Origin of the sequence: Pseudidiomarina sp. PP-1MA, assembly GCF_041200125.1 — a bacterium.
Lineage (GTDB): Bacteria > Pseudomonadota > Gammaproteobacteria > Enterobacterales > Alteromonadaceae > Pseudidiomarina > Pseudidiomarina fusca.
In genome coordinates this window covers 986,314-1,006,787 of sequence record NZ_CP165718.1, presented here as the reverse complement: position 1 = coordinate 1,006,787, position 20,474 = coordinate 986,314, and the positions used below count along the sequence as shown (strand labels likewise).

Annotated in this window: 22 protein-coding genes, 5 tRNA genes and 1 other annotated feature; of the genes, 13 read left to right on the top strand and 14 right to left on the bottom strand. The window is 50.2% G+C overall.

Annotated features, from left to right (window positions below; genetic code table 11):
* Nucleotides 1-25 precede the first annotated feature (25 nt).
* Entirely contained in the window at nt 26-898 is an 873-nt protein-coding gene (gene prmB / locus AB8S08_RS04720; RefSeq protein ID WP_369744187.1) for a 50S ribosomal protein L3 N(5)-glutamine methyltransferase, read from the bottom strand.
* Between the two features lie 164 nt (nt 899-1,062).
* On the opposite strand from prmB, the gene smrB reads away from it, so the two are divergent.
* Nucleotides 1,063-1,626, top strand: a complete 564-nt coding sequence (gene smrB, locus AB8S08_RS04715; protein ID WP_369743873.1) for an endonuclease SmrB — start codon at nt 1,063-1,065, stop codon at nt 1,624-1,626.
* On the opposite strand, the gene sixA is transcribed toward smrB, so the two are convergent.
* Genes sixA through AB8S08_RS04700 form a run of 3 tightly spaced genes read right to left on the bottom strand, consistent with a single transcriptional unit; the run spans nt 1,586 to nt 2,942 of the window.
* Nucleotides 1,586-2,092, bottom strand: a complete 507-nt coding sequence (gene sixA / locus AB8S08_RS04710; RefSeq protein WP_369743871.1) for a phosphohistidine phosphatase SixA — start codon at nt 2,090-2,092, stop codon at nt 1,586-1,588. The two genes, smrB and sixA, sit on opposite strands and share 41 nt — an antisense overlap.
* A 3-nt stretch (nt 2,093-2,095) precedes the next feature.
* Nucleotides 2,096-2,479 carry an RnfH family protein gene (locus AB8S08_RS04705; RefSeq protein ID WP_369744186.1) on the bottom strand — a complete coding sequence of 128 codons (384 nt, stop codon included), beginning with the start codon at nt 2,477-2,479 and terminating at the stop codon, nt 2,096-2,098.
* 19 nt (nt 2,480-2,498) lie between these two features.
* Nucleotides 2,499-2,942 carry a type II toxin-antitoxin system RatA family toxin gene (locus tag AB8S08_RS04700; protein ID WP_110076303.1) on the bottom strand — a complete coding sequence of 148 codons (444 nt, stop codon included), beginning with the start codon at nt 2,940-2,942 and terminating at the stop codon, nt 2,499-2,501.
* 165 nt (nt 2,943-3,107) lie between these two features.
* On the opposite strand from AB8S08_RS04700, the gene smpB reads away from it, so the two are divergent.
* The 7 genes from smpB (at nt 3,108) to trpA (ending at nt 10,537) form a co-directional block, all read left to right on the top strand.
* On the top strand, nt 3,108-3,587 hold the full coding sequence (gene smpB, locus AB8S08_RS04695; RefSeq protein ID WP_110076302.1) for an SsrA-binding protein SmpB: 480 nt from the start codon (nt 3,108-3,110) through the stop codon (nt 3,585-3,587).
* 113 nt (nt 3,588-3,700) lie between these two features.
* Nucleotides 3,701-3,803 (top strand) — a sequence feature (Trp leader region).
* Between the two features lie 63 nt (nt 3,804-3,866).
* Nucleotides 3,867-5,486: an anthranilate synthase component 1 gene (locus AB8S08_RS04690; RefSeq protein ID WP_369743870.1), complete on the top strand. Its 1,620-nt coding sequence runs from the start codon at nt 3,867-3,869 to the stop codon at nt 5,484-5,486.
* Nucleotides 5,483-6,130, top strand: coding sequence for an aminodeoxychorismate/anthranilate synthase component II (locus tag AB8S08_RS04685; RefSeq protein ID WP_369743869.1), 648 nt, complete (start codon nt 5,483-5,485; stop codon nt 6,128-6,130). The genes AB8S08_RS04690 and AB8S08_RS04685 overlap by 4 nt, the downstream gene beginning before the upstream one ends.
* Nucleotides 6,118-7,128 (top strand): anthranilate phosphoribosyltransferase, encoded by a 1,011-nt coding sequence (trpD, locus tag AB8S08_RS04680; protein ID WP_369743868.1) that lies wholly within the window; start codon nt 6,118-6,120, stop codon nt 7,126-7,128. Before AB8S08_RS04685 ends, trpD begins: the two co-directional genes overlap by 13 nt.
* Nucleotides 7,115-8,518, top strand: coding sequence for a bifunctional indole-3-glycerol-phosphate synthase TrpC/phosphoribosylanthranilate isomerase TrpF (gene trpCF / locus AB8S08_RS04675; RefSeq protein ID WP_369743866.1), 1,404 nt, complete (start codon nt 7,115-7,117; stop codon nt 8,516-8,518). Before trpD ends, trpCF begins: the two co-directional genes overlap by 14 nt.
* The gene (gene trpB, locus AB8S08_RS04670) at nt 8,511-9,725 is read left to right on the top strand and encodes a tryptophan synthase subunit beta (protein ID WP_369743865.1); all 1,215 of its coding nucleotides are present in this window, start codon (nt 8,511-8,513) and stop codon (nt 9,723-9,725) included. Before trpCF ends, trpB begins: the two co-directional genes overlap by 8 nt.
* 2 nt (nt 9,726-9,727) lie before the next feature.
* The gene (gene trpA / locus AB8S08_RS04665) at nt 9,728-10,537 is read left to right on the top strand and encodes a tryptophan synthase subunit alpha (RefSeq protein WP_369743863.1); all 810 of its coding nucleotides are present in this window, start codon (nt 9,728-9,730) and stop codon (nt 10,535-10,537) included.
* On the opposite strand, the gene AB8S08_RS04660 is transcribed toward trpA, so the two are convergent.
* Entirely contained in the window at nt 10,500-11,417 is a 918-nt protein-coding gene (locus AB8S08_RS04660) for a TIGR01777 family oxidoreductase (RefSeq protein ID WP_369743861.1), read from the bottom strand. The genes trpA and AB8S08_RS04660 overlap by 38 nt on opposite strands.
* A gap of 151 nt (nt 11,418-11,568) precedes the next feature.
* Between AB8S08_RS04660 and AB8S08_RS04655 the strand changes: the two genes are divergently transcribed.
* Genes AB8S08_RS04655 through AB8S08_RS04645 form a run of 3 tightly spaced genes read left to right on the top strand, consistent with a single transcriptional unit; the run spans nt 11,569 to nt 13,300 of the window.
* Nucleotides 11,569-12,123, top strand: a complete 555-nt coding sequence (locus tag AB8S08_RS04655) for an inner membrane-spanning protein YciB (protein ID WP_369743859.1) — start codon at nt 11,569-11,571, stop codon at nt 12,121-12,123.
* Nucleotides 12,123-12,422: a YciI family protein gene (locus AB8S08_RS04650; protein WP_369743857.1), complete on the top strand. Its 300-nt coding sequence runs from the start codon at nt 12,123-12,125 to the stop codon at nt 12,420-12,422. The genes AB8S08_RS04655 and AB8S08_RS04650 overlap by 1 nt, the downstream gene beginning before the upstream one ends.
* Complete coding sequence (locus AB8S08_RS04645) at nt 12,422-13,300, top strand: alpha/beta fold hydrolase (protein ID WP_369743856.1); 879 nt, start codon at nt 12,422-12,424, stop codon at nt 13,298-13,300. The genes AB8S08_RS04650 and AB8S08_RS04645 overlap by 1 nt, the downstream gene beginning before the upstream one ends.
* Here AB8S08_RS04645 and AB8S08_RS04640 read toward each other — a convergent pair.
* Together AB8S08_RS04640 and AB8S08_RS04635 are read right to left on the bottom strand one after the other, a co-directional pair.
* Nucleotides 13,292-15,814, bottom strand: coding sequence for an ABC transporter permease (locus tag AB8S08_RS04640; RefSeq protein WP_369743854.1), 2,523 nt, complete (start codon nt 15,812-15,814; stop codon nt 13,292-13,294). The two genes, AB8S08_RS04645 and AB8S08_RS04640, sit on opposite strands and share 9 nt — an antisense overlap.
* Complete coding sequence (locus AB8S08_RS04635) at nt 15,804-16,520, bottom strand: ABC transporter ATP-binding protein (protein WP_369743852.1); 717 nt, start codon at nt 16,518-16,520, stop codon at nt 15,804-15,806. Before AB8S08_RS04635 ends, AB8S08_RS04640 begins: the two co-directional genes overlap by 11 nt.
* Nucleotides 16,521-16,522: 2 nt before the next feature.
* Here AB8S08_RS04635 and AB8S08_RS04630 point away from each other — a divergent pair, with 2 nt between their 5' ends.
* The gene (locus tag AB8S08_RS04630; RefSeq protein ID WP_369743851.1) at nt 16,523-17,173 is read left to right on the top strand and encodes an arylesterase; all 651 of its coding nucleotides are present in this window, start codon (nt 16,523-16,525) and stop codon (nt 17,171-17,173) included.
* A gap of 23 nt (nt 17,174-17,196) precedes the next feature.
* Here AB8S08_RS04630 and AB8S08_RS04625 read toward each other — a convergent pair.
* From AB8S08_RS04625 to gltX, 7 genes are all read right to left on the bottom strand, one after another.
* Nucleotides 17,197-17,272, bottom strand: a tRNA-Glu gene (locus AB8S08_RS04625).
* Nucleotides 17,273-17,298: 26 nt separating this feature from the next.
* Nucleotides 17,299-17,374: transfer RNA gene (locus AB8S08_RS04620), tRNA-Glu, on the bottom strand.
* A gap of 32 nt (nt 17,375-17,406) precedes the next feature.
* Nucleotides 17,407-17,482: transfer RNA gene (locus AB8S08_RS04615), tRNA-Glu, on the bottom strand.
* Nucleotides 17,483-17,537: 55 nt separating this feature from the next.
* A tRNA-Ala gene (locus AB8S08_RS04610) sits at nt 17,538-17,613 on the bottom strand.
* 136 nt (nt 17,614-17,749) lie between these two features.
* Nucleotides 17,750-18,028 (bottom strand): diguanylate cyclase domain-containing protein, encoded by a 279-nt coding sequence (locus AB8S08_RS04605; RefSeq protein ID WP_369743849.1) that lies wholly within the window; start codon nt 18,026-18,028, stop codon nt 17,750-17,752.
* 51 nt (nt 18,029-18,079) lie between these two features.
* A complete protein-coding gene (gene can / locus AB8S08_RS04600) occupies nt 18,080-18,712 on the bottom strand; it encodes a carbonate dehydratase (protein WP_369743847.1) in 633 nt (210 codons plus the stop codon).
* 54 nt (nt 18,713-18,766) lie between these two features.
* Nucleotides 18,767-20,176, bottom strand: a complete 1,410-nt coding sequence (gene gltX / locus AB8S08_RS04595; protein WP_110074668.1) for a glutamate--tRNA ligase — start codon at nt 20,174-20,176, stop codon at nt 18,767-18,769.
* 212 nt (nt 20,177-20,388) lie between these two features.
* Here gltX and AB8S08_RS04590 point away from each other — a divergent pair.
* Nucleotides 20,389-20,464 (top strand) — tRNA-Val (locus AB8S08_RS04590).
* Nucleotides 20,465-20,474 lie beyond the last annotated feature (10 nt).

The following is a 20,474-nucleotide window of genomic DNA, read 5'->3' as shown; positions in this document are numbered from 1 at the left end:
CTTCTGTTATTTACGCTAGGTAGTACTAAAAAAGGTCGCGACAAGCCACTAAATCAGCGTAGCGCAGCATAAAGACCCCATCGCCACCACGTTCAAATTCAATCCACTCAAATGGCACTTGTGGAAATTCATGGGCCAATGCCACCCATGAATTGCCAACCTCACATATCAACACGCCTTGCTCGGTAAGATGGTCTGGCGCTTCACGTAAAATCGTACGAACTAAATCGAGGCCATCCTCACCTGCTGCCAAGCCCAGCTCTGGTTCATGATGAAACTCGTCAGGGAGGTCTTCCATATCGTCCGCATCTACATAAGGTGGATTGGTGACGATAAGGTCATAGCGCTGCTTAGGAATAGCATCGTATAAATTGGATTGTATCGGAAACACCCGCTGCTCTAACTCATGCATGGCGATATTTTCTTCCGCTACCGCCAATGCCTCTAATGAGATATCTAACGCGTCTACTTCAGCGTCTGGAAAGGCATAGGCACAAGCGATGGCAATACAGCCACTGCCGGTACACAAATCTAAGATGCGTTGAGGTGGTTGCGTCAACCAAGTTGCAAATTGCTGTTCAATCAGCTCAGCAATGGGTGAACGTGGCACCAGCACCCGCTCGTCAACCACAAAGGGAAGCCCCGCAAACCATGCCTGCCCTACCAAGTAGGCCGCCGGCTTGCGAGTGCTGATACGCTCATTAACCAGGCCACTGAACTGCTCCCATTCTGCAGCTGTCAGATGAGCGGATAAAAAGCCATTGAGCTGTTGAAATTGTAAATGCGTGACATGAGCCAACATGAGTTGAGCTTCACTGTGGGCGTTATCGGTGCCATGACCAAAATAAACATCGGCCTGCTGCATCGCAGTCACAGCCCAACGCAAAGCGTCTAACATGGTCGTTGTAGTAAATGCGCTCAATCCATTCTCCAGATAATTGTTGGTTGTTCCCCAATACGCTATAAGATACCCTAAACTGGCCCATTTCGCACTAACCTATGCGGAACCTATGACGAACCTAAGCCCGAACCTAAGCCGGACATAAGCTGAACCTAAACCGCATGACTAAAGACCCAAACAAGCCAGCACCTGACCTTGCCGAGACTTCATCTTTTGCTGATTTAGTGAAGGTGGATAAACGTATTGTGGATGATTCGCATCAGCCTGCTAGCGTTACGCCTAAACGTTTACGTAGGCGGCGCCCGGAACTTTCTGCGGCACAACAAATGAAGCAACAACAGGCGGAATTCTTTTTCTCTGATACCTATCGCGCGCACTTTGCTGAAGGAGCCATACGCTATCTGGCACCGGGCACAGCTAGCCATGTATTAAAGCAATTACGGCGGGGAGATTTTGCGCCGGAACTGTTTCTTGATTTGCATGGCTTAACCCAAGCTGTAGCCAAACAGGAAATTGCTGCCTTGTTATACGCATGCCAAAAACAGCAGATAGACTGCTGTGCCATTATGAGTGGCCATGGCCAAGGTATTTTAAAAGAAAACCTGCCCCATTGGTTGGTTCAGCACCCTGCCGTCAAGGCCTTTCACCAAGCACCAAAGCAATGGGGTGGCGATGCTGCACTGCTTATTCTGCTGGAGTTGCCGCAATCATCCGCACAAAGCTGATCTTGCGTTTGGCAATATCCACTTGCAGCTCTGCTATGCCAGCAGTTGGGAAAATGAGTGGCGGTGTGGCTTGATCCAGGGCCGCCACCAAATAACTGATAAAGGGCATGTGAGACACCACCATCACCTGCGCCGAAGTGCTTGCAATGGCCGCTAACTTAAGCCACAACCACTCCGCGAACATATCGGCATCACCAGCTGGAGTAATGTCATGACTGATGTCACGTACTTTGGCGGTAGTTGTCTGCGCTACTATGGTGGCGGTTTGTTGGGCCCGAATATAAGGACTCACCAGCAGCCAATCTAGGCCTGACTGGCCTTGTTCAGCAAGGTACTGCTGCAGCCAAGTAGCTGCCGCTAGCACTTCTTCTTCGCCCAATGGGCTGAGCGGACGAATAGCATCCGCTTGCAAGGCTTGAGCTGGTACCGCATCACCATGACGCATCAAATATAAGGTTATTGTCACGCTTTATTCGCTCTCAGTTGCCGCACGTTCGCGCTTACGCCCGCCAGTAACAGGATCGGCACGCCCTTCATCTTTCGCTTGATCGGCACGGCGACGGCGCACGGCTTTCGGATCTGCGATGAGGGGTCGATAAATTTCGATGCGGTCGCCATCGCGCACCTGGTGGTCTAATTTAACCGCCTTACTCCAAATACCCACTTTTTGCTGACTAAGATCTATCTCAGGAAAGTATTGAAGGATACCCGACTGTTCAATGGCTTGCTGAACTGGGGTCTCAGCCGCCACTCTGAGCTTGATAATTTGTTGCTGAGCTGGCGTCGCGTAAGCCACTTCTATTTGTATCAGTTCTGGCTGCACAGGTTCGGCCTCGGCTGTTGCCGATTGCATTGCTTCAGCCTTTTTTACTTCAGCCACGATTCACTCCATACACTTGTTGCGCACGCTGTACAAAGGCGTCCACCATGCGGCTTTGTAGCTCATTGAAAATCTTGCCAAAGGCCATACCTAACAAGCGATTAGCAAATTCAAACTCTAACCGTAAAACTATTTTACAGGCGTGTTCATCTAACCGATGAAAGCTCCAACCACCGCGCAAATACTCAAACGGACCATCGACCAGTTCCATCCCGATTTGGCTGAACGGATGCAGGCTGTTACGCGTGGTAAAAGACTTACTGATACCCGCTTTGCTGATTTCTAACCGCGCCACTTTCATCTCGGCAGATTGCTCTAAAATAGCCGCAGCTCGACAACCCGGCACAAATTGCGGATAACTATCAATGTCGTCGACTAACGCATACATTTGTTCGTCACTATACGGCACTAATGCGCTGCGTTCGATTGTTGGCATAGGTTTTCTTATCCTCTGATTTACGCCTAAGCGTTACAGCTGTAAAATGCTGCGCATGATAGCGCAATTTAAGCCATGAATCATCTCCCCAATGACAATTGTTGATTCCTTCGACAAGACAATAAAAACGTATGATTTTACCAAGGCATGGGTATAATAACTGACATGAGCAAAGCTAAAAAACAAGTCAATTCAGGCACTATAGCCCTGAACAAAAAGGCCCGTCACGAATACTTCCTCGAAGATAAGTTTGAGGCAGGTATCGCCTTGCAAGGCTGGGAAATCAAAAGCATCCGCGAAGGTAAGGTGAATATTGCCGATACTTACGTGATCATCAAAAATGGTGAGGCCTATCTGTTAGGCGCCCAGATCCAACCGCTGATTTCAGCGTCTACGCATGTGGTGTGCGACCCCGAACGGACCCGCAAACTGCTGTTGAAAAAACGTGAGTTAGATAAATTGATTGGCGCTAGCGAGCGTGATGGTTACTCCATTGTGGCAACCGCCATGTATTGGAAGCGGCATTTAGTGAAGTTAGAGATTTACCTCGCTAAGGGTAAAAAATCACACGACAAACGCGACACCATTAAAGAACGTGATTGGCAGCGTCAAAAAGCACGTATCATGAAACATAATGTGCGTTGACATGTGATCTAAATCAAGGTAAGTTCCTGTATACAAGTTAACACTGTCAAATAGTTACACAGTAAAAAAAAGCGTAAGGCAAACACATGACAAACCCAATCGCAGTTCAAGCATTCAACTGGTGGTGGCATCTCCCGATATAGCGGGTGGTGTGTCTGTGCGTGTCTCTCACGTAGTTAGATTCAAAAAACCCGCTCCTGGAGCGGGTTTTTTTATGGCTGAAAATCAAACTAAAAACCATACAAAAAGTTATACAACTTAGCTAACAAGTAGGTCTTTGTGAACATTATCGAATCTTTTGGAACCCTCAGTAGTTTGCGCATCAAGCTACCCTATCAAGCGGATACGCTTGCTGTGTATCAGCGCGTGTGCGCCGATCAGCCGCATTCGTTATTGCTTGATTCTGCTGAAATTCAATCGCGCCAGCACCTCAAAAGTTTGCTGATGGTAAGCGCTTCGGTGCAATTTACCTGCGCTGGCAACCAAGTCACCATAACCGCACTCACAGCTAACGGCGAGTCGCTCTTACCTTGGTTAGAAGAACAACTGACACCTTTGTGCAGTTTAACCACTAAGCGCAATGCGCAAGGCCAACTCACCCAGTTGATATGCTTATTCGCTGAACTTGATAGCACCAGCGATGAAGACTCGCGCTTGCGTGCCGTTTCCAATATTGAACCACTGCGAATCGTCCAGCAACAATTGCAGCAAGCCGGTGATGCCCATCCACTCGCTATTTTCATCGGTGGCGTGTTTGGTTACGACTACGTGGCGAGTTTTGAGCAATTACCCGAGGTGCCGATGGCGGCCAACAGCTGCCCGGACTATCAGTTTTATCTCGCCGAAACCCTGTTGGTGATTGATCATCAGAGCCAAACCACGGAACTCATTGCGGGTTTGCTAAGCGGCCCGAACAGTGCTGAATATTATCAGCAGTTGGCTCATCAAGCCGGTCGTGTAGCGGCCCTGTGTCAGCTTCCTAGCCCAATGAAACCAGCGACCCCAGCTCCGGCTGCCAGCACTGCTGAAGTGCAAGCAGAGCCTAGCCGTGAGGTCTTTATGCAGATAGTGCAACAAATGCAAGAACGGATCTTGGCGGGAGATATTTTTCAGGTAGTACCCTCGCGGCAGTTTCGCATTGAATGTCGCGATAGTTTAGCTGCCTATCAGCAGCTAAAAGCGGCTAACCCCTCGCCTTACATGTTCTTTTTACGCACCCCAGAATTTGAATTATTCGGCGCTTCGCCAGAGTCAGCACTTAAATATACCGCTGCTACCAACCAAGTTGAGCTGTACCCAATCGCTGGCACTCGCCCCCGTGGCAAGCATGCTGATGGCAGCATCGCGGCAGATTTAGATAGTCGCCTCGAGCTAGAGTTGCGGCTGGATCAAAAAGAACTCGCCGAGCACATGATGCTGGTTGATTTAGCCCGCAACGATTTAGCTCGTATTGCTAAGCCTGGCACCCGTTATGTCGCTAACCTATTGCAGGTGGATCGTTATTCCCACGTGATGCACTTGGTCTCACGGGTGGTGGCGCAGTTGGCTGATGACCTTGATGCGCTGCATGCCTACCGTGCCTGTATGAATATGGGAACCTTAGTGGGTGCGCCAAAAATCAATGCCGCCACCATTATCCGCCAAGTAGAACAACAGCGCCGCGGCAGCTATGGCGGTGCCGTGGGCTACCTATCCGGCAATGGCGATATGGATACTTGTATTGTTATTCGTTCTGCCTTTGTTAGCCAAGGTTATGCCGTGGTACAAGCTGGGGCCGGTGTGGTTCATGATTCACAGCCCCTCGCCGAAGTGAATGAAACCGAAGGTAAAGCCCGAGCTGTATTAGAAGCTATTCAACAGGCCAACCAACAAGGTTTTGGCAGCGGAGGTTCTTTATGAGTGCGAACATGAACATTGATGCCGCTAACTCGGCCCCAGATAGAATCGTGTTATTAGATAACTTTGATTCTTTTACCTACAACTTGGTGGATGAACTGCGGCAATTAGGTTATCCGCTAATGATTTATCGTAATAATGTGCCCCTAGAGCAGTTCCTTGCAGCCTTAGCTGATTATCCCGGGCGCCAGTTGCTGTGCTTGTCGCCGGGCCCGGGCCATCCAGCCCAAGCAGGCCATCTGCTAGAGGTGATTGAAGCCTGTCGTGGGCAGTATCCGATGCTGGGTATTTGCCTTGGCTTTCAAGCCCTAATTCACGCAGCTGGCGGTGAGATTGACCGCTGCGGTGAAACGGTGCATGGCAAAAAGGCACTGATTGATTGCCAATCTCATCCTATTTTTGATGGCTTAGAAAGTCCTTTAGGAGTGGCTAGATATCACTCCTTGTGTGGCTTTAAGTTACCGCAAAGTATTGCGGTGCTTGCCACCACTGGAGCTATTCCGATGGCAGCCTACTTTAAGGATTACTATGCCTTGGGTTTTCAATTTCATCCAGAATCTATTTTAACTAGTCACGGAACTCGTTTACTGGCGCAGAGTGTGGCGTATTTATTTGCTCAATACGGGAGTCTACCATGCAAGCAATAACCGACTTATTGGCCGGTAAAGCCTTATCCGTTGATGCTGCCGAGCGGCTGTTCGACCACTTAGTAAAAGGTGAGCTGAACGATATTCAAATCACCGCAGCCTTAGTGGCGATGAAAATGCGCGGTGAGCAACCCAGCGAAATGGCAGGTGCTGCGCAAGCGCTACGGCGTGCTGCCAAACCTTTTCAACGCCCCCAGCGAGTGGTAATAGATAGCTGTGGTACCGGCGGCGACGGTAGTAACACCATGAACATTTCTACCACCGCCGCCCTAGTAGCCGCAAGCATGGGCCTAACTGTAGCCAAACATGGGAACCGCAGCGTGTCGTCTCGTTCAGGTTCTGCTGATGTGCTAGAAAGTTTAGGCTTATCCGTTACCCAAGACCCTGAAGTGGCAGCGGCGCAGCTGGATCGCTTTAATTTTTGTTTCTTGTTTGCGCCCCACTATCACCCTGGTATTCGCTATGCCATGCCGAGCCGACAAACTTTAAAAACTCGTACCTTGTTTAACCTTCTTGGGCCGCTGGTGAATCCAGCCCAACCCGATGCCCAGTTGCTCGGCGTTTATGATCCTAGTTGGTGTAAACCGATGGCCGAAACCTTGCGTATGTTAGGCTGTAAACGAGCTATGGTGGTGCATGGTTCAGGCTTAGATGAGATAGCAATTCATGCCAACACCCATGTGGTGGAGTTACGTGATGGCGAACTCACTGAGTATCAACTTACCCCCCAACAATTAGGCGTACAAACGGCCCCAATCAGTGCCTTACGCGGTGGCGATGCCGACTTCAACGCCCAGTTGTTGCAACGCGTGTTGCAAGGCCAAGCCAGCCAAGCCCAGCTTGATGCAGTGGCCGTAGCCGTAGCCGGGATGCTGTACCTCAGCGGCGTAACTGACACCATCGCCGCCGGCTGTGCCGCGGCACTCGAACATTTAGCTAGCGGCAAAGCCCTTGCCCATTTACACAAGCTACAGGAGTTTAATCGTGAGTATTCCTAGTGTGCTGCAAGAAATCGTGGCGAGCCGCCGAGCTGAACTAGAGCAATTAAGCCAGCACTATCAAGCCGAGCAACTGCAAGCGCAATTGCAGCCCAGTAGCCGCAGTTTGGCTGCCGCTTTAGCGCAACCGCGAGCCAGTTTTATTTTAGAATGTAAGCGCGCATCACCCAGCAAGGGGTTGATTCGACCTGATTTTAATCCGGTCAGCTTGGCCCAAACTTACGCTCGTTATGCGGACGCTATTTCGGTGTTAACTGAGCCGAACTATTTTCAAGGGAGCTATGCCTATTTGGCCGCAGTCAGCCAAGCTGTTGATAAACCCGTGCTATGCAAAGATTTCATTATTGATCCTTTGCAAGTGTTGCTAGCCCGATATTTTGGTGCTGATGCGATTTTGTTGATGCTGTCGATTTTAGACGATCAACAGTACCAAGCTTTGGCTGAGCTGGCCGCCAAATATCAGCTGGATGTGCTGACCGAGGTAGCTAACGAAGCAGAATTAACACGGGCAATAAACTTAAAAGCGAACATTATTGGTATCAATAACCGTGATTTGCACACCTTAAAGATTGATACCGATACCAGTTTGGAACTGAGCCAGCAGATTCCTGCAGGCGTATTGGTAGTCGCCGAGTCTGGTTATCATACGAATCAACAAGTGCGAGCAGCAGCTGGTGTGGTGGATGGCTTCTTAGTGGGCAGTGCATTGGCGGCACAAGCGAATGTCGACCAAGCCTGCCGTGAATTAGTCTATGGCGAACATAAAATATGTGGTTTGCAGCACCCCGAAGATAGCCTTTGTGTCCATGCCGCAGGAGCCGCATTTGGTGGCTTGATCTTTGTGAAACATTCGCCGCGTTGTGTTGATTTAGCTCAGGCACAAGCCGTGATCGCAGCAGCTCCATTGCTTGCCTACGTGGGCGTATTTGCCGACCAACCGCTGCACGAGGTGGCTGAGCTTACCCAGCAACTTAACTTGCATGCAGTACAACTGCATGGCCAAGAAGACTTCGATTACATTAGCCAATTACGTAAGGCGATTCCGCGCAACGTGCAGATCTGGAAGGCAGTTGCGGTAGACGAGCCCTTGTTACTGCCTGATTTAGAAGTAGATACGTTTTTACTGGATAACAGATACGGTGGTAGCGGCGAACCTTTTGATTGGTCGTTATTAGCTCACTTAACACCGGCTCAGCGCCAGCAGTGCATGATTGCCGGGGGGCTGAACGCAAGCAATGTAAGCGCTGCCTTAGCCACTGGGCTACCGCGCTGTGATATTAACTCTGGGGTTGAACTCTATAAAGCTCACAAAGACCCTGCCCTTATTAATCAAGTCATGACCCAATTACGGGGTTATGGTCGTATTCAGCAAGGAGTCAATCATGACTAGTCGTACCTCAGCGGAAACTTTGTCGCCTTATTTTGGTGATTTTGGGGGGCAATTTGTCCCCGAGATTTTATTGCCGGCGTTAGATCAGCTAGAGCAAGCCTTTTTAGAAGCACAACAAGATCCGGCTTTTCAAGCGGAATTTAGTGACCTCCTCAAGAACTATTTGGGGCGTCCTACGCCTTTATCTTTGTGCCGCAATCTGCCGCTAACATCGCCTAATGGCTGCAAAATCTATTTAAAACGAGAAGACCTATTGCATGGCGGCGCCCATAAAACCAACCAAGTACTTGGCCAAGCTCTGCTCGCCAAGCGCATGGGCAAAACTCGTATTATTGCCGAAACCGGCGCCGGCCAACATGGTACCGCCACCGCCCTCGCCTGCGCTCTGTTAGGGCTAGAATGTATTATTTACATGGGTGCCAAAGACGTAGCTCGACAGCAGCCGAATGTGTTCAGAATGGAACTGATGGGCGCCAAAGTAGTGGCTGTAGATAGCGGTAGTGGCACCCTCAAAGATGCGGTAAACGAAGCTATGCGCGACTGGACGGCTAGTTACCAAACCACCCACTATTTGTTGGGAACCGCCGCTGGCCCGCATCCATTCCCAACCATTGTGCGTGAATTTCATCGCATGATTGGCGCCGAAGCCAAAGCACAGATGATTGCCCAAGCCGGCCGCTTACCCGATGAAGTTATCGCCTGTGTGGGCGGTGGCTCTAACGCTATCGGCATGTTCGCTGAGTTTATTGATGAACCGGGCGTGGCCCTAGTAGGAGTCGAACCAGCCGGTAAAGGAATTGATACTCATCATCATGGTGCGACTTTAGCTGCCGGAGCGCCGGGCATCTTACACGGCTGTCGTAGCTTTATTATGCAAACCGACGAAGGCCAAATCGAAGAAAGCTACTCGGTCTCGGCTGGGCTTGATTATCCTGGCGTAGGCCCACAACATGCTTATCTAAAAAGTATTGGCCGGGCGCGGTATGAATCGGTAACCGACGATGAAGCGCTGCAAGCCTTTAAGTTGCTGGCAGAAAAAGAAGGAATTATTCCTGCACTAGAGTCAGCCCATGCGCTTGCTTATGCGCTGAAACGCGCTGCTGAACCCGATGCTCCAGAACTGTTGCTGGTTAACCTTTCAGGCCGCGGTGATAAAGACATCGATCACGTTCGTCGTATTTTTGCAGCTACCGCTCAAGGAGAATAATTATGAGTCGCTATCAAGCCATGTTTGCTGCTTTAGCTGAGCGCCAGCAAGGTGCTTTTGTACCCTTTGTAACCCTCGGCGATCCTAACCTTGAGCAATCTTTTGCGCTGATCCAGGCCCTCGTTGAAGGGGGTGCCGATGCCCTTGAGTTAGGGCTCCCTTTCTCAGACCCAGTCGCTGATGGCCCCACCATTCAGCGTGCTAATATCCGCGCCCTGCAAAGCGACGTTAGCGTGCAACAGTGTTTTGCGCTATTGGCAAAAATACGGGCGCTGTACCCTAACTTACCAATAGGCTTGTTGGTGTACGCCAACCTCGTAGAAAGCAACGGTGCTGCCAGCTTTTATCAGCGCTGTGCTGACGCCGGCGTAGATTCGGTACTGATTGCTGATGTGCCAAGCCGTGAAGGCGAGCGGTTTGCTGCGGTAGCTAAACACTATGGCATCGCGCCTATTTTTATTGCTCCGCCAGATGGCACCACTGCCCAGCTACAACGCATTGCTGCGCTTAGCGAAGGCTACGTGTATTTACTCAGCAGAGCCGGTGTTACTGGGGCTGAAACCTCCATGCAAACCCCTACCACGGCAGTCATCGAGGCGCTGCAGCAAGCCCACAGTGCGCCGCCGTTACTAGGCTTTGGGATTGCTAAACCCGAGCATGTACACGCGGCGTTAGCGGCAGGTGCTGCCGGTGCCATTAGCGGCTCAGCCGTGGTGCAAATCATCGAACAAAACCTGGCCGAGCCTGAGCTGATGCTCACCCAGTTACGCGACTTTAGTCGTCAGATGAAGGCGGCAACAAACAAGCCTTAAGGGCTGGCTCGACCGTCGCATACCGAAACTGATAACCGGCCTGTTGCAGGCGCTCAGGCAGCACGAACTGGCCGGTTAATAACATCCCCGACAGCTCACCTAAGGCGAGTTTCAGTACCCAGCCCGGCACCCGCATAAAATGTGATTTACGCAAGGTTTTGGCTATCGCAGCACTAAACTCTTGTTGGCTTACTGGAGTTGGCGCAGTGGCGTTATAGATGCCACGACAGTCGGCAGTTTCCAGCAGATGCAAAATAATGCCCACCATGTCATCAAGATGAATCCAAGAAAAGCCTTGCTGGCCGTGGCCAAGCGGTCCGCCCAAGCCTAACAAATAAGGCGGTAACATTTTCCGTAAAGCTCCACCAGCGGGAGCCAGCACGACGCCAGTGCGCAACACACAGACGCGCGTTTTATCTGAGTCCGCCGCTAACGCCAGTTGCTCCCACTCGGCACATAGATGATGCGCAAAATCATCTGCTTGCACCTTAGTTGCCTCAGTGACGGGGGTACGCCCCTGCGCACCATAATAGCCAATGGCCGAGCCGCTGATAAATACTTGCGGCGGATTAGCTGCGGCTAACATCCGCTCCGATAATTGCCGCGTAACGGCCCAACGGCTTTGCTCTAGGCGTAGTTTCTGTTTGGCGGTCCAGCGCTTATCGGCAATGCCTTCGCCTTGTAAGTTAATGACTGCATAGAAATCGCTGATGTCGCTCACTTCAGCCAAGCTTTTTAAGGCCTGTACCTGCTTACCAAAGCGCTCGATGGCACGCTGCGGCTGCCGCGTTAACAGGGTGACATGATACTTTTCTGTAAGCTGCGGAATCAGCGCAGAACCAATTAAGCCGGTACCGCCAGTGATTAGAATTTTCATCATCGTGTTACTCACCCTAGGTTATCTTACTGTTATTGCGCTGGTATCCCAACGCATAACCAAACTGCAACTGGTCTCAAGTGTAGCGACAGAATCTGGTGCTTGCCAAACTTTTCTGGCACACTTCAGCTAATTGTCTCGTTGGAAATCAACCATGTTGTTAGTACTTGAATACTTGCCTATTGTTATCTTTTTCATCGCTTATTTATTGGGCGACATTTTTCTTGCAACTGCCGCTCTCATGGTAGCCACCCTACTCCAAGTGGTGATCATGAAATTGCTACGCGAACCGGTAACCACCCGTCACTGGATTGTGATGTGGGCGGTATTATTGTTTGGTGGTGTTACTTTATTCTTAAACGATGACTGGTTTGTAAAGATCAAAGTCACCGTGATTTATATTGCTATTGCCCTGTTTTTACTGATTGGTACTTGGTGGAATAAGCGCAGTCCGTTACAGGCCATGCTCGGTAGCGAAATTCAATTGCCGCATTTTGCTTGGATACGATTAACTTATGCTTGGGTTATCTTTAGTTTAAGTTTAGCTGTGATTAATCTTTATATTATTGAAACCATGAGCTTAGACGCATGGGTTAACTTTAAAGTGTTTGGCATTTTGGGCGCTACCCTGGTGTTTAGTATTGGCTCTGGCGCTTATATGTTTAAACATCATACCGACCGAGATAAAGATACCAAGGAATTAGACTAATGTGGTTTGTTATTTGGGCTGAAGATAAGCCAAACTCGCTGGCAGCGCGCAAAGCCACACGCCCAGCGCATTTAGAACGATTACAACAACTACTACAAGAGGGCCGTCTGTTAGTGGCTGGGCCCTGCCCGGCAATTGCTAGTGCTGACCCAGGTGAGGCTGGTTTTACCGGCTCTATGGTGGTCGCTGAATTTGATGATTTAGCTGCTGCCGAAGCTTGGGCGCAGGCTGATCCTTATCTTGCCGCCGGCGTGTACCAGCAGGTAACCGTCAAACCTTATCTGAAAGTACTGCCCTAATGGCATCCATAACTGCGCAGCCGCTGCAACTGCAAGCTGCGCCCAATCGCTTTATCCAAGCGCACTGGTATCCAAGTAGCACGGCGGCACAGGCGGTTATTGTGATGGCCCCGGCGATGGCGGTACCACAAAGGTTCTACCAGCCATTTTGTACTTGGTTAGCTGCGCAAGGTTACCATGTGCTGAGTTTTGATTACTTCGGCATTGGTGCTTCTACCCCGCAGCCACTGCAGCAGTTGCACAGTAGCATTTCAGAATGGGCGGAACTTGATGCCGCGGCCGTAGTGCGCTATCTCGACAGTGAATTCTCGACTTACCCTAAGCTTTGGTTGGGGCACAGCATCAGTGGCCAGTTATTTGGCATGATCCCTAACCATCAAGTGATTCATCATATGATCAGCGTCAATACCGGTAGCGGCTACTGGCGCGCTATGAGCGGCAGTTTTAAATGGAAATCCATGCTGTTGTGGGGCCTAGTGACGCCATTAGCAGTGCCACTGGTGGGGTATTTCCCGGGCCGAAAATTAGGCATCATTGGTGATGTTCCAGCCGCTGCCATGCAGCAATGGCGGCGCTGGTGCTTACATCCTGATTACTTGGTGGGGGCTGAAAATCTGTATCAGAGTTACGCTAACGTCAGCACTCCTATCACATCGCTAGCCGTTAGCGATGATGAAATGATAGCCCCCAGCCGAGTGAACCATTTGCACGATTTTTATCGGCATGCACCGCAACAACGCATTCTCTACCACCCTCACCAATTTGAGGTGGAGCGCTTGGGCCACTTCGCTATTTTTCAGCAGCCACAACAAGCGTTGTGGCCACGTCTATTTGGCGAGCCCATCCAAGCTGCGTTAACCGCTCATAGCTTAGGCTAAGCGACGGATTAACTGGGCCGTATTGCGTTTAATCAGTCGGCCACAGGCTAAACGCCCCATTAATCCAACGACCACGGCACCGGCAACGGGACCAATCAACCAGAAGCGCCAATGAATACTGGCTTGCATATCGAACACCTGCGTTTGCAGTATCCACAGTGCGAGCTCCATCGCCAGCGTCGCTATTAACCCACTAATCGCCCCAAGGATAACAAACTCGTAGGTGACGCTTTGCCGCAATAACTTCGCAGACGCCCCCAAGGTGCGCAGAATCACCAGCTCTTTCTCGCGCTCTTCTAAACTTGCCTGTACCTGCGCTAACAGCACTAAAATCCCAGCAATAATCACCACCACCAAAACAAAGGCGATAGCTAGGCTGACTTGGTCAATCACTTCGCGCAATTGGCCAATGATGGCATCTAGGTCAATGAGTGAGACTTGCGGGAAAGGTCTAAACAACTCATACAATTCTGACTTACGCTCAGGCTCCAGATAAAAACTCGAGATAAAGGTTGCAGGAAAGTCCGTCAACGTAGCGGTGTTAAAGATCATAAAGAAATTGGGTTGCAAACTGCCCCAGTTAACCTCACGAATGCTGGTGACCGGCACGGTAAAGACGCTACCACCAATGTTAAATTCCAGCTCATCGCCAACTTGCAGGTTCATTCTGTCGGCGACGCCAGTTTCGATCGAAACCTGCGGCTGCGCATCGTCACCCCACCATTGCCCCGCAACCAAAGTATTATTAGGTGGCAACGTGTCACGCCATGTGAGCTGCAACTCGCGGCCAAAACCCTCGCGTTGTTCTGCATTATTGGTCGCAGTATCAGCCGCATCGCCATCCTCTTCTTTGGTAACTTCATCGCGTACCGGTACCCCATTTACTGCCGTCATCCGGCCCGGCACAATCGGATACATGTCGTTGGCAACGATCTCTCGTTCAGCAAATCGCTGTTGTAGGTTTTGCACATCGTCACGGGCCACGTTGATCACAAAGTAATTAGGGGCATCGTCTGGCAGCTGTGCTTGCCAATCGGCTAGTAGTTCGTTTCGCAAGGCTAACACCAATAACAACAACATGATGGCGGTCGAAAAACTCAGCATTTGTACACTGTTTGCTTGAGCTCGCCGCTGTAACCCTGCCATTGCTAGGCGCCAAGAACTACCCGCTTGCATCCCCGCTTGCCGGCTTACCCGAATAAACAAGCGGCTTACGGTGAGTAGAATAATCGCGGCTACGGCACCACCAACAAAGAGCGCACTCGAGAGCAGCCATTGTTGGCTGTAAATCAGCAAGAGCGCATAAATGGTGCCCCCTGAAGCTAACCAATGCAGCCAGCGCCCGGCATTGTTGCCAGTAAGGTCACGATTTAGCACTCGTAACGGCGGGATGCTAATCAAGCGCAATAGCGGATACAGGGTAAACATCACGGCACTAACGAGGCCGGTGGCCGCAGCTAGGGCAAACGGCTGCCAACCCGATTGCGGTAATGCTGTGCCCAGTTGCTGACTCACCCAATAAATCACTTGGCTTTGGATCAGCCAGCCTAACAACAAGCCAAGGGTGATACTGATGAAGGTAAGCAGCAGCAAGTGCAGCACAAAAATACGCTGAATGATGCGCTTATTCGCCCCTAGCGTTTTAAAGATAGCCACCACGTCGTAGTTACGTTGACAATAACGCTGTGCAGCAACGGCAACCGCTGTTGCTGCTAAGACCACGCCCAGTAAACTAGCCAACAACATAAACCGCTCGGCCCGCTGCAGACTGCGCGCCAAAGGCGAATCACCATCTTCAATGCTACGCCAGCTATGAGTATCTTCGTTCAGCTGTGGGGTTAGCCAAGCTTCGTATTGCTCTAACTGCTCTAAAGTACCAGCAAACAGCTGGTTGTAGCGCACCCGTGAGCCCGGTTGAATGAGTTCAGTTGCGGCCAGATCTTGATAACGAATTAGCACATTGGGGCTATCGGTAAACACAGAAAAACCGACATCTGGCTCGTAGGTTAATACTTTGCTCACAACAAACTGGCTGCGGCCCACCTCAATGGTATCGCCAATTGCCAGCTCAAGTTCTTGAAACAGCGCTGCGGCTACCCAAGCTTCGCCACTCTGTGGCAACCCTTGTGCCACTTGTTCTGCACCGTACGGTTGCTCAGCCACGCGTAATTCACCCCGCAAGGGATAGCCGTCGCCAACGGCTTTGATATCCACCAAGGCCAGTTGCTCACCGGCAAAAGCCATCGAGTTAAAGACCACTCGTTCGGCGGTACGTAGGCCATCTTGCTCGGCTTTAGCGATCCATTCTTGTGGGATATCGCGGCGTGAACTTAACACCCGATCGGCCGCTAAAAACTCTGCGCTACGGGCCATTAATCCGGCTTGCAAGCGCTCAGTAAACACCGACAGTGCCAACACCGCCGTTACCGACAGCACAATCGCAGCTGCCATGATGGTCAGTTCACCGCGCTTAAGCTCTTGCTTTAACAATCGCCAGCTGATTTTATGCCACATCAGTCGCACCCTCTTGCTGCGCTTGCTGCGTTGCTGCTGGTTTGGTTTGCACTAGGCTACCGGCGGTCATGGTCAACACGCGCTGGCAGCGTTGGGCCAAGTCATTATCATGAGTGACCATCACCAACGTGGTGCCTGACTCTTGATTCATTTCAAACAACAGATCTTCTACTTTTTGCCCGGTCACACTATCTAGGTTACCCGTCGGCTCGTCGGCAAAAAGTATTTTGGGAGTACCCACAAACGCGCGCGCAATGGCGACCCGTTGCTGTTCACCACCAGATAATTGGTTAGGATAATGATTGAGGCGATCGGCTAAGCCTACTTTACGTAGCAGCTCTTGCGCTTGCTGCTGGGCATTCTTAGCTCCTGCTAGTTCTGCTGGCAACATCACGTTCTCTAAAGCGGTTAGGCTTGGGATCAATAGAAACGATTGAAAGATAAAGCCAATCTTGTCGGCCCGCAGTTTTGCCCGCTGCTCTTCATCCAAATCGCTCATTTTTACGTTATCTATAAGAACATCGCCCTTACTTGCGAGGTCTAAACCCGCGAGCAAAGATAGCAAGGTAGATTTACCGGAGCCGGACGCACCCACAATAGCAACGGTCTCACCTGCGGCAATTTCTAAGTTAATTGGCTGCAAAATGTGTAAAATACCGTCACTGGTGGTGACTTCTTTTTCTAATTGAGTGGTTTGAATAAGCATCTATGAAAAACTTCCTTATAAAATTTGTACTAATACTCGCATTATTTATTGTTATACGTCCAGTTTCGGCAAATGTCTCACTTGTGGTTTTAGGGGACAGTTTAAGTGCCGGCTATGGGATGGCGCAAAGTGAATCTTGGGTGGGCATTTTACAGCAGCGCTGGCAGCAATCGCAGCCACAGGTCACCCTAGTCAACGCCAGTATTAGCGGGGATACCACCCAAGGTGCGCTGAATCGTTTGGATGGCGTTATTGAGCGGCATCAGCCTACGGTGGTGTTTGTTGAATTAGGTGGTAACGATGGCCTGCGTGGCTTTACCCCAAACACAATTAGTGACAATTTAACCCAGATTATTGAACGCCTGCAGCAGCAGGGTATCGTGGTGGCCTTAAGCCAAGTACGGATACCACCTAATTATGGCCCACGTTACAGCGAAATGTTTGCTGAGGTTTTCCCACAGCTAGCTGAGCAACACCAAATCACTTTAGTGCCGTTTTTTATGGAGCAAATTATTGGTGACGATAGTCTGATGCAAGGCGATGGCATTCACCCTAACCGTGCGGCACAGCCGATGATTGCAGATATTATGGAACCGCATTTGCTAGCTTTGTTAGAGCAAGTGACGATAGCTAAGATTGAGGGTAAGGAATAAAACATTAGGAAAGGTAAAACAAATGGCGTCCCCTAGGGGATTCGAACCCCTGTTACCGCCGTGAAAGGGCGGTGTCCTAGGCCTCTAGACGAAGGGGACCCCGGACTTGCTTGCTACGTTAGAATTGGCGTCCCCTAGGGGATTCGAACCCCTGTTACCGCCGTGAAAGGGCGGTGTCCTAGGCCTCTAGACGAAGGGGACGCTGTTCTAATGCAGCTGATTTATTCTGTTATTGGCGTCCCCTAGGGGATTCGAACCCCTGTTACCGCCGTGAAAGGGCGGTGTCCTAGGCCTCTAGACGAAGGGGACGCACCAGAACAAATCTCTATCAGGTTTTCACTTGTACTAAGCTTAACACAAAAGTTGGTGGAGCTAAGCGGGATCGAACCGCTGACCTCTTGCATGCCATGCAAGCGCTCTCCCAGCTGAGCTATAGCCCCACATTTTGTGGCTTGCTGTAGTACCCTGACAGCGGGGCGAATTCTAGGGTAATTTGCGCACCAGCGTCAACCTTTTTTTTAGAAAAGCGAATTGTTTGCTGAAAAATAAGCCAGTTCGCGCAATTCACCAGCAATATTAATTAAAACACACCTGATCACGCCCTGCTCGCTTGGCCGCGTACAAACGTTTATCTGCGGTATCTAAAGCCGCACTCAGTTGCATGCTGGTGGTCGGCGCTAACCATACCCCACCACTACTGATAGTCACCTTAATTGGCGAGGTTGCCGTTAACTTGGCGAGATCCTGTTGCTTCGCAGCTTGCACGGCTTGCAAATGACGACGCAGCTCTTCGGCAAAGCTATGCCCTCTGTTTATTGCTGCTGATGCTGCTAGTACTGCTTTGGACTCAGCCATACACAACTCCCTGAACTTCTAGGTTCTTGGCTAATAGTTCTTCGTTAATAGTTACTCATTAAAATGATAAATACGCTCTAACGATGCTCGGTCGCGGACCGTAACTTCCATATCTCGCACTAAACCATCTTCAATACTATACACCCAGCCATGAATAGCTAGCTCTTGGCCTCTATCCCAAGCTTGTTGAATGATGGTGGTTTTAGCAAGATTGCGAACCTGCTCGATTACATTCAGCTCACACAGACGGTCTAACCGAGCCCGGTCGTCACCGATGGCTTCAAGCTCCTGGTGATATTCACGGTAAATATCCTTGATACCAAACAACCAATGGTCAACCAAGCCATGGCTACAACTTTCGGTGGCAGCTTTAACCCCGCCACAGCCGTAGTGACCCACCACTAAGATATGCTTTACTTGTAAAGTTTCAACGGCATATTGCACCACCGACAAGCAGTTAAAATCCGTTTGAATCACCTGATTAGCCACGTTGCGGTGCACAAATAATTCACCCGGCGCCATCCCTACCACCTGATTAGCCGGCACTCGGCTGTCCGAACAGCCTATCCAGAGGTATTCTGGCGATTGCTGGGCTACAAGTTGGTTAAAAAAGTCCGGGTTAGCTTTTAACATGCGTTCAGCCCAAGCGGCATTGTTAGCCAGCAGCTGACGAATCTTAAGCATAAAAGTATCCTTATATTTGGTGAAAAAAAGGCGCCGCCTGGCGCCCTTTCTTCTTTATTGCGCTTGTTCGCGCTCCATAATATACGAAATTGCTCGGGCGATACGTCCTACCACTTGGGTTTGGCTTAACATGGCCAGAGTCACATCCAGCGATGGTGAGTTACCTGAGCCAGTCACTGCCACCCGCAGTGGCATGCCTACTTTACCCATACCAACTTGTAAATCATCGGCGGTTTGTTGAATCGCTTGCTGAATGCTTGCTGGGTTCCACTCAGTTAAACTTGCTAGTCTATCTTGCACCGCTTCTAGTGCTTCACGTGCCACCGGGCGTAAATGTTTTTTCGCTGCAGCCTCATCAAAAGCCTCGTACTCTTCATAAAAATACCGGCTTTGTGCAGCGAGCTCTTTCAAGGTTTTAACCCGGTCCGCCATCAGTGGCAGCAACTGCTCTAAGGCTGGGCCTTTGCTCACATCAATGGCTTGATCAGTAAAGTGCCATTGCAAATAGGGAACAACTCGCTCTACCGGCAGCGATTTCATGTAGTGCTGATTTAACCAGTTTAGTTTTTCAGTATTGAAAGCTGAGGCGGCCTTGTTTACGTCGTCTAAACGAAACAGTTCAGTCATCTCCGCCACACTAAAGATTTCTTGGTCGCCGTGCGACCAGCCCAGACGAACCAAGTAATTCAACACAGCTTCAGGTAAATAACCGTCATCGCGATATTGCATGACGCTCACGGCACCGTGACGCTTAGACAGCTTTTTACCATCATCACCTAAAATCATGGATACATGGGCATACTCAGGAATCGGCGCCCCGAGTGCTTGCAGGATATTAATTTGGCGTGGGGTGTTGTTGATATGGTCTTCACCACGTACTACGTGCGTAATTTGCATTTCCCAGTCATCAATCACCACACAGAAGTTGTAGGTGGGAGTACCGTCACTACGCGCAATGATTAAATCATCAAGTTCACTGTTGGCAAACTCAATCGGACCGCGAATGTGATCATGAAACTTAACGCTACCCGTTTGCGGGTTGCGGAAGCGGATCACGTAAGAATCACCACCAGCGGCTGGGTTATCACGACAATGACCATCGTAGCGAGGCTTTTCGCCGTTCGCCATTTGCTCTTCACGCATCTGCTCTAAACGTTCAGTTGAGCAATAGCACTTATAAGCTTTATCTTCTGCTAATAACTGCGCAATGTAATGCTCATAACGATCAAACCGCTTGGTTTGATAGTAAGGACCTTCATCCCAAGTTAAGCCAAGCCACTCCATCCCCTCTAAAATGGCATCAATCGCAGGTTGGGTAGAACGTTCGCGATCCGTATCTTCAATACGCAGCACAAACTTACCGCCAGCAGCTTTAGCTACGAGCCATGAATACAGTGCGGTACGGGCACCACCTACGTGTAAGAATCCAGTTGGGCTGGGGGCAAATCGAGTGACAACTGTCATAAGCAATTAAATCTCCGCTAACTATGGCGTTTTGAACGAGCAATAAGGGCTGTAGTTTAGCAAGAACAACCTAGCTACGCACCATACACAAGCTGATTCGCTGTAAACTTGTGCAAACTGACGAAAAAGCCAGCAGTCGAACAAAACATTTAATATTTCTTGTTGACAGTATCGCACAGCCCCCTATAATACGCCCCGCAACGCAGAGAAAAGGATGGTTAGCTCAGCTGGGAGAGCACCGCCCTTACAAGGCGGGGGTCACTGGTTCGAACCCAGTACCATCCACCACTTCTTCATT

Bases quoted from the DNA above. Each gene is read 5' to 3' on its own strand.
- AB8S08_RS04635 (WP_369743852.1), bottom strand. From the start codon at position 16,520: ATGCTTATTCAAACCACTCAATTAGAAAAAGAAGTCACCACCAGTGAC.
- AB8S08_RS04630 (WP_369743851.1), top strand. From the start codon at position 16,523: ATGAAAAACTTCCTTATAAAATTTGTACTAATACTCGCATTATTTATT.
- AB8S08_RS04605 (WP_369743849.1), bottom strand. From the start codon at position 18,028: ATGGCTGAGTCCAAAGCAGTACTAGCAGCATCAGCAGCAATAAACAGA.
- AB8S08_RS04700 (WP_110076303.1), bottom strand. From the start codon at position 2,942: ATGCCAACAATCGAACGCAGCGCATTAGTGCCGTATAGTGACGAACAA.
- can (WP_369743847.1), bottom strand. From the start codon at position 18,712: ATGCTTAAGATTCGTCAGCTGCTGGCTAACAATGCCGCTTGGGCTGAA.
- AB8S08_RS04640 (WP_369743854.1), bottom strand. From the start codon at position 15,814: ATGTGGCATAAAATCAGCTGGCGATTGTTAAAGCAAGAGCTTAAGCGC.
- smpB (WP_110076302.1), top strand. From the start codon at position 3,108: ATGAGCAAAGCTAAAAAACAAGTCAATTCAGGCACTATAGCCCTGAAC.
- trpB (WP_369743865.1), top strand. From the start codon at position 8,511: ATGACTAGTCGTACCTCAGCGGAAACTTTGTCGCCTTATTTTGGTGAT.
- prmB (WP_369744187.1), bottom strand. From the start codon at position 898: ATGTTAGACGCTTTGCGTTGGGCTGTGACTGCGATGCAGCAGGCCGAT.
- gltX (WP_110074668.1), bottom strand. From the start codon at position 20,176: ATGACAGTTGTCACTCGATTTGCCCCCAGCCCAACTGGATTCTTACAC.
- AB8S08_RS04660 (WP_369743861.1), bottom strand. From the start codon at position 11,417: ATGATGAAAATTCTAATCACTGGCGGTACCGGCTTAATTGGTTCTGCG.
- trpD (WP_369743868.1), top strand. From the start codon at position 6,118: ATGCAAGCAATAACCGACTTATTGGCCGGTAAAGCCTTATCCGTTGAT.
- AB8S08_RS04705 (WP_369744186.1), bottom strand. From the start codon at position 2,479: ATGCAATCGGCAACAGCCGAGGCCGAACCTGTGCAGCCAGAACTGATA.
- AB8S08_RS04685 (WP_369743869.1), top strand. From the start codon at position 5,483: ATGAGTGCGAACATGAACATTGATGCCGCTAACTCGGCCCCAGATAGA.
- AB8S08_RS04655 (WP_369743859.1), top strand. From the start codon at position 11,569: ATGTTGTTAGTACTTGAATACTTGCCTATTGTTATCTTTTTCATCGCT.
- trpA (WP_369743863.1), top strand. From the start codon at position 9,728: ATGAGTCGCTATCAAGCCATGTTTGCTGCTTTAGCTGAGCGCCAGCAA.
- smrB (WP_369743873.1), top strand. From the start codon at position 1,063: ATGACTAAAGACCCAAACAAGCCAGCACCTGACCTTGCCGAGACTTCA.
- AB8S08_RS04650 (WP_369743857.1), top strand. From the start codon at position 12,123: ATGTGGTTTGTTATTTGGGCTGAAGATAAGCCAAACTCGCTGGCAGCG.
- AB8S08_RS04645 (WP_369743856.1), top strand. From the start codon at position 12,422: ATGGCATCCATAACTGCGCAGCCGCTGCAACTGCAAGCTGCGCCCAAT.